This window comes from Okeania sp. SIO2C2 (assembly GCF_010692625.1).
GTDB lineage: Bacteria > Cyanobacteriota > Cyanobacteriia > Cyanobacteriales > Microcoleaceae > Okeania > Okeania hirsuta.
On sequence record NZ_JAAHGM010000115.1, the window covers coordinates 1 to 11,127 of the forward strand.

Below are 11,127 nucleotides of genomic sequence, written 5' to 3' on the forward strand. Positions count from 1 at the left end.
AAAATAACTAAAAGTTGGCATCCCCGTCGGCGATCACTCTCAATTATTTCTATTTTTCAGTGATTAAATTCACTGGAGACAGAGGAACATTGCCAGATATGATTAGCGTAATTATTACACTAACTATTTTGCTTTTTGTCCAAAGTCCAATAGAAGACAAATTAGCTGATTTTTCTGGAAGCGATGGCAATATTGGTTGCAAATTTTGAATAACCATTCTCCCCACTTGTGGATCGAGATAAGTAGCACCATCTATAGCAGCAGTAATAGCAGATATCAACCTTTCTACACTTGCCCCCTTTACACAATAAGCATCTGCTCCACTAGATAATGCACCCATGACTTCTTGTTGACTATCGTGAGATATGAGTACAACCACTCGTGTAGCTGGGAGTTTTTCCTTAATTTGCTGAGTAGCTGCAATGCCATCAAGTTCTGACATAGCAATATCCATAACGACTAAATCTGGTTTCTTTTCGATCGCTGCTGCTACACCCAACTTACCATTTTCTGCTAAACCTACTACTTCAATATTGGGATAATCACTCAAAACTTGCTCTAACCAAAGTTGCATCATTGGGTCATCATCCACAATTAAAATTCGTATTTGCTCTTGTTGACTGGTTGTTAACTGTTCCATAATTAATTACTTTTTAATTTTCTTGATGTTGATGACTATCAACTTATTTTTAACACTTGTACTGACTCGCCTACGGTGATCGAAGTTTGATTCAATGGTATAACTGCTAAACCTGTACTACCCGCTAAATTAATTAAATTTCCAGAGCTGTGACTGCCTTGAGCAAGTTGAAATTCATGGCCATTACTTCCTAATTTTAGCTGACCCCATAGATAAGTTTCTCGTTTTCCGTTGGAATGTAAATCTTGAAGCGATCGCGCCTTTACAAATTCTGGCCCCCATGCTGCTTGCTCTACTCCTGCCAATTTTTTTAGTGCTGGTTGGACAAATCGCCAAAAACTCACTAAGGCTGAAACGGGGTTTCCTGGTAAACCGAAATATACACATTGAGCATCAGCAAATTTAGCAACGGTTAATGGTTTTCCTGGTTTAACTGCCACAGAATGAATATGAATTTCTGCTCCTAACTCGGTGAGAATATCTTCTACATAATCATAGTCTCCTACTGATACTCCACCGGTGGACAGTAAAAAGTCTGTAGTTGCGATCGCCTCAGCTATGGTTTTTTTCAATATTTCTCGTTCATCCGGGACAATACCTAGTCGTATTACTTCTGCACCTGTCTGTGCTACAGCTACTGCTAAGGCATATTGATTTGAGTCTACTAACTGACCTGGTTGTAGGGGTTCGTCTGGTGTGACTAATTCGTTGCCTGTGGACAATATTCCGACTCTAGGTAAGCGATAAACTGTTATTTCTGGACATTGAAGTGCTGCTAATACTGCTATTTCTGAAGCTCCTAAGATAATTCCTGGGTGGAGTAAGGGAGTACCAGCGGTATAAAATGAACCTCGATATCGTACAAATTCTTGGGGTCTTGGAGTTTCTTGGATGAGTACTTTGTTGCCTTGTCGTTGAGTTACTTCTTGCATAACTACTGTATCTGCTCCTGCCGGCATACAAGCACCTGTAAATATACGAGCTGTTTGTCCTGGTTGAATTTGCTGCTGGGGTTGATACCCGGCTGGAATTTCTTCTATTATTTCTAAGGTTATTGGATTTTCGGGACTAGAGTGTTTGACGTCTGTAAATTTTACTGCATAGCCGTCCATTGCTGAATTGTCCCAGTGGGGAAAATCAAGCTTACTGGTGACTGGGGTGGCTAATATGCGCCCTGATGCTGTTAATAGGTCTACTTTTTCTACATCCCTCTGGGAATCTAAGGGTTGTACTAGGTTTAAAATGATTGACTCTGCTTGGTCAACTGGTAGCATTTTCAATCTATAATAAGATTTGCGTTATTTTGATTATAGATTGTATTTGACATCCTTTCTCTTTTGTTTTTGTTCTTGTTGAAGGGTCTCTAGTTTCTCTTGATTTTTAGTTGAATAACAAGTCATGCGTAAGGGCGAACGCCTCCAAATAATTACATACTATCATAGGTTTTTTTCCTCATGCAATCCCCTCAGCCAGGGTTTTTTGAGCTTTAGAAAATGATATGTTCTAGGTGTTCACGATGAGTTAGCGATCGCTTTTTAGTTGTTTTGTTCTTCCTCAAGAGTCTAATAGTTTTCTTGATTGTGGTTCTTTGTTGAATAAAAAGTCATGAATAAGGCCGAACGCCTCCCAGTGATTACATACTATCATAGGTTTTTTCCTAGTGCAACCCGATAAACCTGGGAAAATTTTTTGAGCTTTAGAAAATGATTTTTTTCATTTTACTGTTGTGTTTCCTTAAGGTTAATCTAGTGCAGAATGGCAGAAATAACTGACCAGTTACAAAATCCTAAAAGCCTTACCAATCAATACTTTTAACTTTTAACTTTTAACTTTTAACTTTTAACTTTTAACTTTTAACTTTTAACTTTTAACTTTTAACTTTTAACTTTTAACTTTTAACTTTTAACTTTTAACTTTTAACTTCCGCGTAGCGGCACTAGCTTTATCGTTGTTGGGTCATAGCGATGACTTTTTCCACTGTCAAATCTGAGATATTGTCAAGAGTGGGGAGTATCTCAGTTCCAGTAAAGACCAATGGTAGTTCTTGGTTTTCCCAAACCCAGATTCGCTGTCGCTGAATATCAATTAACCAAGCAAGCTGAGTTCCGTTACCCAAACAGTGAAGAATTTTGTTCTGTAGGTCTAATGTGCTTTGGTCTGGGGAACTAATTTCAATTATCCAGTCCGGTGAACCTTGCAGTGGACCGTCTTCATCACCAAGGCGATCACTTTTTACAACCACAATATCTGGCACAGGAGATAAGGGAGGAATGATGCACCTGAGTTCTTGAATGGCTTCATAAGCTTGGGTTTTATTATTAATGGTGTTGACGAGGTTTCGTTGGAGGCGGGAATGAAACAGAGTTGGCATCGGTTTTTGTTTGGATTGTCCATGGATGAATTCCCAAGCAGGAGAAATTTCGATATTGGGTTGTTGGAGAAAAGTGTCTAAGGAGTTAGTAGTAGTTGGTAATTGCATAAATTTATTCTGATAAATTTTGTTGTGATTCGTGTATTTCCCGATTCAATTTTTACCTCCTTTATTGATAATTTAATGTTGTTTATTTTAACATAGTGGGCAGCCGATAGTGCTACGCACCGCTACGCGATTGCTCCCATTCATATTTCCTACAAAAAAATTTGAGTAAAGGGTTAATTTTAAATCAATTTTTGCTATTATTTAGATAATGGGAAAGGTGCGCTCATATATATTCTATGTTATATAGCATAATTTGAGGATAAGACACATAATATTGATATAAATTAATGACAAACACAAACATTCATTTACACCGAGTCGGAAAAAAACTAATTGCCAAAATCCGGAGTTTGCCTCCAGATAAAGTTTCCTAAATAGTAGATTTTGTGGATTTTTTGTCTCAGCGACAACAACAGCAAAATTTTACTAATTCTATTACTCAACTGTCTGAAGCAGCTTTTCAGAAAATTTGGGATAATCCTGAAGATGATGATTATGACTATATTATAATAAGTAAATTAGAGAAGGGTAAAAATGGGCGCTAAGGATAAATTTCATGCTGTGGTTAGAATTGCTTTGGAAAAGGAGGAATGGCAGATAACCGACGATCCTCTGCTACTGGAAGTAGGTGGAACTAAATTTGAAATTGATTTAGGTGCAGAGCAACTATTCAGTTATCAGTTATCAGTTATCAGTTATCAGTGTCTCTAGCTGTTTGCGCAGCATTCCGTAGGAAAGTATTCCGATTGAAATAGGGAATCTTCTTTTTTTTATCCTCACCTGTGGTTGCTTATGACACTTTTTTTAAGTGGGAATTTGCACAAATATCCTTAGAAAGGTATGAAATAAAACTAATTATTTATGACTCAATACAGGAGGTAATTGTACAATGGATACCTTAGAATTTTATCGCAATATTATTCAGTCTTTATTAACAGTTTATGCTGCCATCCCCATATCAAATGGTCAGATAGATTCTTACACGGTTTTTGATACAAAACAAGACCATTATATAGTGATGAATGTAGGATGGGATGGTTATCGGCGAGCTTATGGTTGTGTTTTACATTTGGATATTAAAGGAGAAAAGATTTGGGTAGAGCAAAATATGACTGAAATCAGAATTGCTCAAGAACTTGTGGAGCGAGGAGTGCCAAAAGAAGATATTGTTCTGGGATTTCAAGCTCCTGAAATGCGGGAATATACTGATTATGGAGTTGCTTAATTGAGGAAAAGAAAAGCTAGACACAGATTCGGGCCCGAACTTTTTCAGTTATCAGTTATCAGTTATCAGTTATCAGCAAAACTGAGCAGACAAAATTCGATCTTCCCTACTCCCCTGCTCCCTCACTCCCCTGCTCCAGAATCAGTTATCAGTTATCAGAAAAACTGAGCAGACAAAATTCGATCTCCCCTACTCCCCTGCTCCCTCACTCCCCTGCCAAGTCTGGAGGCAAAAAAGGCTTTACCTGAGTTTCGTAGTCAGTCACATCATTATAAATAAGTAACGCCTCTCCCTCACACCAATGTTGCCAACAGTAGTGCAACTTTCCGGGTAATTCTTCCTCTTCCGGGAGAATAAGTCCGAGATTATTCTGAGCAAACATGAGAATCTGAATACCCACATTCTCCGCAGGTACTTCCAACCAACAGATACCACCAGGGTAAGCAGACTTATGAGCATGAGCGTATCGACGGGAAAGTTCGGTTTTACCCACACCCCCCATTCCCGAAACAAATGATTTTTTGAGTTATTACACTCTACTTTATAGCAAATAAAGGGCAAGTTTATTTTCTGAATACGTCTATCATACAATTATCTATAAAAATCAGTCAAAATCACTAAATTGACAAATTAATACTAATTGTGATAAAAAAATATTTTGTACACTGATAACTGATAACTGTTAACTGAAATGACATCCCTAACTCCTGAGCAATACAAACAGAAGATGCAGCGCCGCAAAGAAGTACAAGAACAACGAGTATCTCAAGCTGCTCTGGAAAAAGGCTTAGTTATTGTCAATACTGGTAACGGTAAAGGCAAAACTACAGCAGCATTGGGTATGGTGATGCGCTCCTTGGGTCATGGTTATCGAGTGGCAATTGTTCAATTTATTAAAGGTGCTTGGGAACCCGCAGAAAAAGCAGTGTTTACTAAATGGGGCGAACAAATATCTTTTCATGCTTTGGGGGAAGGGTTTACTTGGGAGACTCAAGACCGCGATCGCGATATTCAAAAAGTCTATGAAGCTTGGAATTTGGCTTTGTCTTATATCCGCAACCCAGAGTTTAAATTAGTATTACTTGATGAGGTGAATGTTAGTTTGAAATTGGGTTATTTAAAGTTAGAAGATTTGTTGGCTGGGTTAGAAGAGAAACCTGAAGATTCTCATGTTATTCTTACAGGTAGGGGTGCCCCTCCAGAATTAATTGAAAGGGCGGATTTAGTTACAGAAATGAAAATGGTTAAGCATCCTTTTAGAGAGCAAGGTGTGAGGGCGCAACCTGGTATTGAGTATTAATATTAGTAGGAACAAAGAATTAGTTAAAATGGCAAACTTTAGATTCGATTAAAATCTTAATCAGCATAAATTAGTTTTGTTCCCGATAATGTTAAATAATTGCTGAATAATTGCTGAATTATTACCAAATAATTAAGGTTTAAACTCTCTCCTTCTTATAAAGGAGAAAAAAGAAAAAATTTTCCTTAAACGTCAATCCTCTTCCTTTCAAAAAGAGGTAATTACTAATTATTAATTATTAATTATTAGTTATTGAATATAGCTTCCAAGTTTTAAGTCCATAAAATCTAACTTTTGAGCTTTGAGTTTTAACAACAAGTATTACCAAGCCAAATTTTGATAGTTAGTTTGGCAAGTATTTAATATTCTGGCATCATTCTCACTAACTTGATTTATGGGGTAATATTTCTCTAAATCTACTATGTAGTCAGAAGCAGTATTATCATAACTATCTACAACTTTTACATCTAAGCTATTTTGCTTATAAAATCCATAAAAGCAATAAAAAGCTGAATGGGGTAGATAAAGAGCGCCTATTACCTTACCATTTTCTAACTGAAATACAAAATACTCATTCTGAATTTGCTCTGGTTGAGAAGACTTACCAAAAAGGTAAATTCCATCACTGAGCAATGTACGATCTTCATTTGTTTGTGAGGAAAACTTTGGCCTTTCTTCCTTGAATTTAAGAGAAATAGTTTTATACTGTACTATTGGCCTATTTGCTGTACTATAGGTCAATATTAAGTAGGTGGCGATCGCCACTAACCTAAAAATCACGAATATTACTTAATTGTTATCTACATCATTATCATATCTGTAGAAAAGGATAAAAATCTATTTTTTAACAAATTGTGTTAGTTTCTCAACTGTTAACAAAAGTTATTTCTTCCAATAGTTACTAAAGGTAGATAATAAATCAAAAAAAATCCTTGTAGAGATAATCATTAAAAATAACTATCTCTACAAGGAACGATCAAAATTTGGTATTGACAATAGAGGGATCGATTTTAGGCAGATTTTAATACCTAACTAGCGACATATTCCCGCACCTTAGCTTGACGACGACGCAAATGGGCCAGAGCTTGATGTTCTAGTTGACGGACTCGCTCGCGACTAAGTTGTAGTCTCTCTCCCACTTTAGCCAAGGACATTTCTCTACCATCCTCAAGACCAAAACGTAATATTAATACACGACGTTGTTGATCGGTCAATTCTCCTAGTAGAGTATTTAAGTCTTGGCGCAACAACTCACGAGTAATATAGTCATCTGGAGAAGATGCTTCGTCCTCTAAAAGTTCTTGCAATTCAGTGTCCTGATTATCTCCTACTCGTAAATCCAACGATATAGGATGGCGGGCCATCAAGAGATATTCTCTAATTTGAGAAGGTTCTAGTTCTAAAGCTTGAGCAATTTCAGAAGGAGTTGGGGTACGACCCAAGCTTTGAATTAGTTCTCTCTGAACTCTTTTGATTTTGTTGAGCTTTTCAGTAATGTGAATAGGTAAGCGAATAGTACGAGCTTGTTGTGCGATCGCTCTGGTAATTGCTTGACGTATCCACCAGTAAGCATAAGTAGAAAATTTGTAACCTCGCATGGGGTCAAATTTTTCGACTCCTCGCTCTAAACCTAAAGTACCTTCTTGAATCAGATCCAAGAATTCCATATTTCGTTTTTGGTACTTTTTAGCGATCGCTACTACTAAGCGAAGGTTAGCTTCAATCATTTTTTGCTTGGCACGGCGACCATGCTTTATTGTTTGGTTTAGTGCTTCTTCACTTAAGTGTAAAAATTCTGCCCATTCTTGGTGAGTTGCTGCTCTGTCTAGCTTCTCCTCTAATTTTTCCTTTAACTCCAAAAGTTCCATCATGTACTTAACTTTCTTGCCATACACAATTTCTTCCTCACGAGTCAGAAGTGGTACACGGCCAATCTCATGTAAATAAGTACGAACTGTATCCATTGAGGAGTAGGAGCGAGCACTTGATTTGTTTGTCTTTTGAGTTTTCTTCTTTTCTTGATTTAGTGTTGACATTTTTTCATAAACCCCTTATTTCAAATATCGCAGTAGTTATTGTGTGTTCCTACAATGGGAAGAATTTGAGATACAACTACATGAGAATAAGCTTTCCCATCTCTACACAAATGCCATCAAGTAGTAAAAATTTTATAATTGAAACTTTTTTCTTCGCTGAATGGACTTATAAGGTAAATCTAATTTTTACATTATTTGCATTGATAATAATTATGCTTTCTTTCCTCTACTAAAGTAAACTCAGTATGAGTCCGCCTTTCTTCTTTGTAATACAAATTCAGACTAAATTTAAAGGCAGAATGTTCATCCTGTAGGTAGAAATTTTAATTTTTCGTTAAAACTACTAGGAGACTTAGATTAACTACAGTCTATCTTTCACTATTTCCGCAAATCTTGGTAAAATTATTATTTAATTTATTTCCCATACATCGATCATGGCTCAACCAGCTCTGAAGAGGCAACTCCAAGAACAGAGAGATAACCGAACTATTCTCAGCATTTGACAGAAGGCAATTATAACTCGTCTGTTTGCCGCTTTTATTAGCATCTCCTGAGAAATACCACCTAAAAACTACAGATTTTTTAACTATTCTCTAATGACGTATTACAGCGTAACACAAAAAGCTGATTTTTGCATCAATCAAAAGAGATAACTTAATAGTAATAGACAATAGGCAGATAGGTTAGGACTTATGCGGATAACGAACCGAATCAGGGGAAATATTTTTTTTCATTGTTCGCTGCTATAGCTTTCCTACCAACCTGGTTTCGCATCCTGCAACAAGGTCATTTCAGTTATCAGTTATCAGTTATCAGTACCTCTAGTTAAAGTCAGAGGCTTAAAATATTGAACTTTATATTTTTTTTCATCCCCTTGAAAGGGCAAGACTGTTTCAAAGTATTGTAGATTAACGATGAGCGAGAGAACAGGAGATGATATAGAATCCGGTTATATAGTATATGTTGATAATTCTATAATTACTTCAATATTTAATTTCCCCCACTCCCCCACTCCCCTACTCCCCTACTCCCAACTATACAATAACTATTCAACCGGATTCTATATGAGGGGGTCTTGGAACAGTAAAATTTACCAAAATTTGCCGATTTCTCAGCCAATAAGCATCCCTCTTGCTCTGACTAAAATGGTAAAAAGTCAACCTTGAATCATAAATTCAAAGCCTCCATCCCCGTGTCTCCCTGTCTCCCTGTCTCCGCGTCCCCGTGTCTCCCTGTTCCCTATTACTTTAGAAAAAACTTACTCCATCAGAAAACCCATTGATTGGCGGATTTCCTGCAACAATCGGATCGGCCACAGTGACTCCTAATCTAACTGGAGCAAGACTAATAAAACCGTCAGGGACACTTGCATTTAAAGAAAAACCTCCAATAGGAATAATAGGTAGCTCTGTATAAGTCAGACGCAATAGATATTGAAACTCTGGTGCTAAAGTTAACTCCGCAGGAACACTTATGGGAGTATTGGTTCCTGGTGAAAGAATTGTTACATCTGATGGAACTCCCGGCCCAATTCTAGCATTAACACCACCACCACTATTATCGCTAGCTGCAACTAGAATGGCTTGTTGGTTAGCCTGAAGCACAGGAGAATTTGAGGGAAGTTGATAAACTTCTAATAAAGGGTCAAAACCACTATTTATACCAATCAGATCGATTGTTAATGGAACACCTGGTGTAGCAATTAACTGAATATCTTCTTTAAAAATGAAACTTGTGTCTTCACGATTTCTCACAACTTCATCACTTCCATCTATCTGTCCATCAAAACTAATGATTTGTGGCTGTGGGATAGGGTTTGGTGGTATTGGTGGATTAGGGTTTGGTGGTGTTGGTGGATTAGGGGGTGGTGGAGGATTAATATTTGCACTTGCTGGAAACAGACTTAAATCATAGTTACTGGTAATACCAGGAGCAGTCTGAAAAACATTGATAAAATATTCGCCGGGGGTTAATAAACCTGACTGAAATGCCTCATTTGACGGTCCTAAGTTGTTACCGCGGGCAATTAAGTTACCATTGCTATCTAATACATCTACATCAAGATTGCCAGTAATATTTTGCAAGGCAACTCCTGAAGTTATGGGTTGCTCAACTGTAACGCGATAGTAATCTACTGTGTCAAAATCATTAATTGTACCCGAGCGAGTTATGGGTATTTCGGGAACTATACGACCTAAAGGAGTTGCTGTATTTATACTATCATTACTATTATCGGTAAAACCAGGAGGGTTGATGGGAGGGTTTACTGGCGGATTAATTGGTGGGTTATTGGAACTAATAGAGGTTAAATCAAGTTGATAATTTGTACCTCCTAGAGGAAAATCATTAAGTGGTTGAAAGACTAATACTTGATAGTTACCAGGATTGAGAGGAATTGTAAAATTCTCTGGGGTAGAAAGTGGCTGACTTCCTGGTCCAGCAGGAATAGGATTTCCATTACTATCATTTATTGAGATATCAGCACTGGTGATAATATCGAACAAGTTAACTTCTAATAATTGAGGTTCATTGATAGTAATATCATAAGAGTCAAAGCCTTCTGTTGCTCCTACAGTGCCGAATAATGAAACGGTAAATCCTGGTACAAGATTAATTTGATTAGAATCAATTTGAAGTGCTGAAATTTCTGTCATTGTTGATGTTTTTTTTGCATTATTATTGATAAATTATCAAGTTTTTTAGGCATTTGCAAAGTCTTTTAAACTTAAGAAACTACTATTATTATAGGACTTATTTATGCTTAAAAAGGTTTCAATGGGGAGATGGGGAGCCACCCCTAACCCAACCCACCCCCGCCCCTCCCAGGAGGGGAGCCAGGAGGCGAAAGTGGGGAGATGGGGAGATGTTCAACAATTAATAATTAATAATTAATAATTAATTATTAATTATTACCTCTCCTTGAAAACGCATAGGATTGACTAATCATGAAAATTTTTTCTTCTCTTGGTCGATTGGATATGGCGCAGGTTTCCTGCGCCATCTCTCGACCGCTGTTTCTCCTTTAAAGGAGAGGCTTTAAACCTTAATTAGGGTTTGCTGAAAAAGTCTTTTAGTAGGGGTAGAAGACAGGAGACAGGAGACAGGAGACAGGATACAGGAGACAGGAGACAGGAGACAGGAGACAGGAGACAGGATACAGGAGACAGGATACAGGAGACAGGATACAGGAGACAGGATACAGGAGACAGGAGACAGGAGACAGGAGACAGGATACAGGAGACAGGAGACAGGATACAGGAGACAGGATACAGGAGACAGGATACAGGAGACAGGATACAGGAGACAGGAGACAGGAGACAGGAGACAGGAGACAGGAGACAGGATACAGGAGACAGGATACAGGAGACAGGAGACAGGAGACAGGATACAGGAGACAGGAGACAGGAGACAGGAGACAGGAGAAAGGAGACAGGAGACAGGATAAAG

General features: G+C 37.7%; 14 protein-coding genes. 7 read left to right on the forward strand and 7 right to left on the reverse strand.

The annotated features are described in order from the left end of the window. Nucleotides 1–49: 49 nt before the first annotated feature. From F6K18_RS35085 to F6K18_RS35095, 3 genes are all read right to left on the reverse strand, one after another. Nucleotides 50–640 (reverse strand): response regulator transcription factor, encoded by a 591-nt coding sequence (locus F6K18_RS35085; RefSeq protein ID WP_353735269.1) that lies wholly within the window; start codon nt 638–640, stop codon nt 50–52. 38 nt (nt 641–678) lie between these two features. After that, nucleotides 679–1,914 carry a gephyrin-like molybdotransferase Glp gene (gene glp / locus F6K18_RS35090; RefSeq protein WP_287527860.1) on the reverse strand — a complete coding sequence of 412 codons (1,236 nt, stop codon included), beginning with the start codon at nt 1,912–1,914 and terminating at the stop codon, nt 679–681. A gap of 668 nt (nt 1,915–2,582) precedes the next feature. Next, nucleotides 2,583–3,119, reverse strand: a complete 537-nt coding sequence (locus F6K18_RS35095) for a Uma2 family endonuclease (RefSeq protein ID WP_287527861.1) — start codon at nt 3,117–3,119, stop codon at nt 2,583–2,585. Between the two features lie 395 nt (nt 3,120–3,514). Between F6K18_RS35095 and F6K18_RS35100 the strand changes: the two genes are divergently transcribed. The 4 genes from F6K18_RS35100 to F6K18_RS35110 all read left to right on the forward strand — a co-directional run bounded on the left by F6K18_RS35100 (nt 3,515) and on the right by F6K18_RS35110 (nt 4,344). Beyond that, entirely contained in the window at nt 3,515–3,664 is a 150-nt protein-coding gene (locus F6K18_RS35100) for a hypothetical protein (RefSeq protein WP_287527863.1), read from the forward strand. Further along, nucleotides 3,654–3,830, forward strand: a complete 177-nt coding sequence (locus F6K18_RS35105; protein WP_287527864.1) for an element excision factor XisH family protein — start codon at nt 3,654–3,656, stop codon at nt 3,828–3,830. Before F6K18_RS35100 ends, F6K18_RS35105 begins: the two co-directional genes overlap by 11 nt. 71 nt (nt 3,831–3,901) lie before the next feature. Next, nucleotides 3,902–4,021 carry an element excision factor XisH family protein gene (locus F6K18_RS37155; RefSeq protein WP_375341378.1) on the forward strand — a complete coding sequence of 40 codons (120 nt, stop codon included), beginning with the start codon at nt 3,902–3,904 and terminating at the stop codon, nt 4,019–4,021. Next, the gene (locus F6K18_RS35110) at nt 4,009–4,344 is read left to right on the forward strand and encodes a XisI protein (protein WP_287527865.1); all 336 of its coding nucleotides are present in this window, start codon (nt 4,009–4,011) and stop codon (nt 4,342–4,344) included. Before F6K18_RS37155 ends, F6K18_RS35110 begins: the two co-directional genes overlap by 13 nt. A gap of 205 nt (nt 4,345–4,549) precedes the next feature. On the opposite strand, the gene F6K18_RS35115 is transcribed toward F6K18_RS35110, so the two are convergent. Beyond that, nucleotides 4,550–4,837 carry a hypothetical protein gene (locus F6K18_RS35115; RefSeq protein WP_287527866.1) on the reverse strand — a complete coding sequence of 96 codons (288 nt, stop codon included), beginning with the start codon at nt 4,835–4,837 and terminating at the stop codon, nt 4,550–4,552. A gap of 198 nt (nt 4,838–5,035) precedes the next feature. Here F6K18_RS35115 and cobO point away from each other — a divergent pair, with 198 nt between their 5' ends. Next, nucleotides 5,036–5,644 carry a cob(I)yrinic acid a,c-diamide adenosyltransferase gene (gene cobO / locus F6K18_RS35120; protein WP_287527868.1) on the forward strand — a complete coding sequence of 203 codons (609 nt, stop codon included), beginning with the start codon at nt 5,036–5,038 and terminating at the stop codon, nt 5,642–5,644. Nucleotides 5,645–5,965: 321 nt separating this feature from the next. Here cobO and F6K18_RS35125 read toward each other — a convergent pair whose 3' ends face one another. The 3 genes from F6K18_RS35125 to F6K18_RS35135 all read right to left on the reverse strand — a co-directional run bounded on the left by F6K18_RS35125 (nt 5,966) and on the right by F6K18_RS35135 (nt 10,334). Then, nucleotides 5,966–6,424, reverse strand: coding sequence for a hypothetical protein (locus F6K18_RS35125; RefSeq protein WP_287527870.1), 459 nt, complete (start codon nt 6,422–6,424; stop codon nt 5,966–5,968). A gap of 248 nt (nt 6,425–6,672) precedes the next feature. Then, a complete protein-coding gene (locus F6K18_RS35130; RefSeq protein ID WP_287527871.1) occupies nt 6,673–7,680 on the reverse strand; it encodes an RNA polymerase sigma factor, RpoD/SigA family in 1,008 nt (335 codons plus the stop codon). Nucleotides 7,681–8,927: 1,247 nt separating this feature from the next. Further along, nucleotides 8,928–10,334: a hypothetical protein gene (locus F6K18_RS35135; protein WP_287527873.1), complete on the reverse strand. Its 1,407-nt coding sequence runs from the start codon at nt 10,332–10,334 to the stop codon at nt 8,928–8,930. A gap of 103 nt (nt 10,335–10,437) precedes the next feature. Between F6K18_RS35135 and F6K18_RS35140 the strand changes: the two genes are divergently transcribed. Together F6K18_RS35140 and F6K18_RS35145 are read left to right on the forward strand one after the other, a co-directional pair. After that, nucleotides 10,438–10,572: a hypothetical protein gene (locus F6K18_RS35140; protein ID WP_287527875.1), complete on the forward strand. Its 135-nt coding sequence runs from the start codon at nt 10,438–10,440 to the stop codon at nt 10,570–10,572. Between the two features lie 162 nt (nt 10,573–10,734). Beyond that, nucleotides 10,735–11,127, forward strand: a 393-nt coding sequence (locus F6K18_RS35145) for a hypothetical protein (protein WP_287527877.1), incomplete at its 3' end; no start/stop codon positions are given.

Excerpts from the sequence above, each read along its gene's own strand:
- F6K18_RS35085 (WP_353735269.1), bottom strand. The coding sequence starts at position 640 with ATGGAACAGTTAACAACCAGTCAACAAGAGCAAATACGAATTTTAATT.
- glp (WP_287527860.1), bottom strand. The coding sequence starts at position 1,914 with ATGCTACCAGTTGACCAAGCAGAGTCAATCATTTTAAACCTAGTACAA.
- F6K18_RS35095 (WP_287527861.1), bottom strand. The coding sequence starts at position 3,119 with ATGCAATTACCAACTACTACTAACTCCTTAGACACTTTTCTCCAACAA.
- F6K18_RS35105 (WP_287527864.1), top strand. The coding sequence starts at position 3,654 with ATGGGCGCTAAGGATAAATTTCATGCTGTGGTTAGAATTGCTTTGGAA.
- F6K18_RS35110 (WP_287527865.1), top strand. The coding sequence starts at position 4,009 with ATGGATACCTTAGAATTTTATCGCAATATTATTCAGTCTTTATTAACA.
- cobO (WP_287527868.1), top strand. The coding sequence starts at position 5,036 with ATGACATCCCTAACTCCTGAGCAATACAAACAGAAGATGCAGCGCCGC.
- F6K18_RS35130 (WP_287527871.1), bottom strand. The coding sequence starts at position 7,680 with ATGTCAACACTAAATCAAGAAAAGAAGAAAACTCAAAAGACAAACAAA.
- F6K18_RS35135 (WP_287527873.1), bottom strand. The coding sequence starts at position 10,334 with ATGACAGAAATTTCAGCACTTCAAATTGATTCTAATCAAATTAATCTT.
- F6K18_RS35140 (WP_287527875.1), top strand. The coding sequence starts at position 10,438 with ATGCTTAAAAAGGTTTCAATGGGGAGATGGGGAGCCACCCCTAACCCA.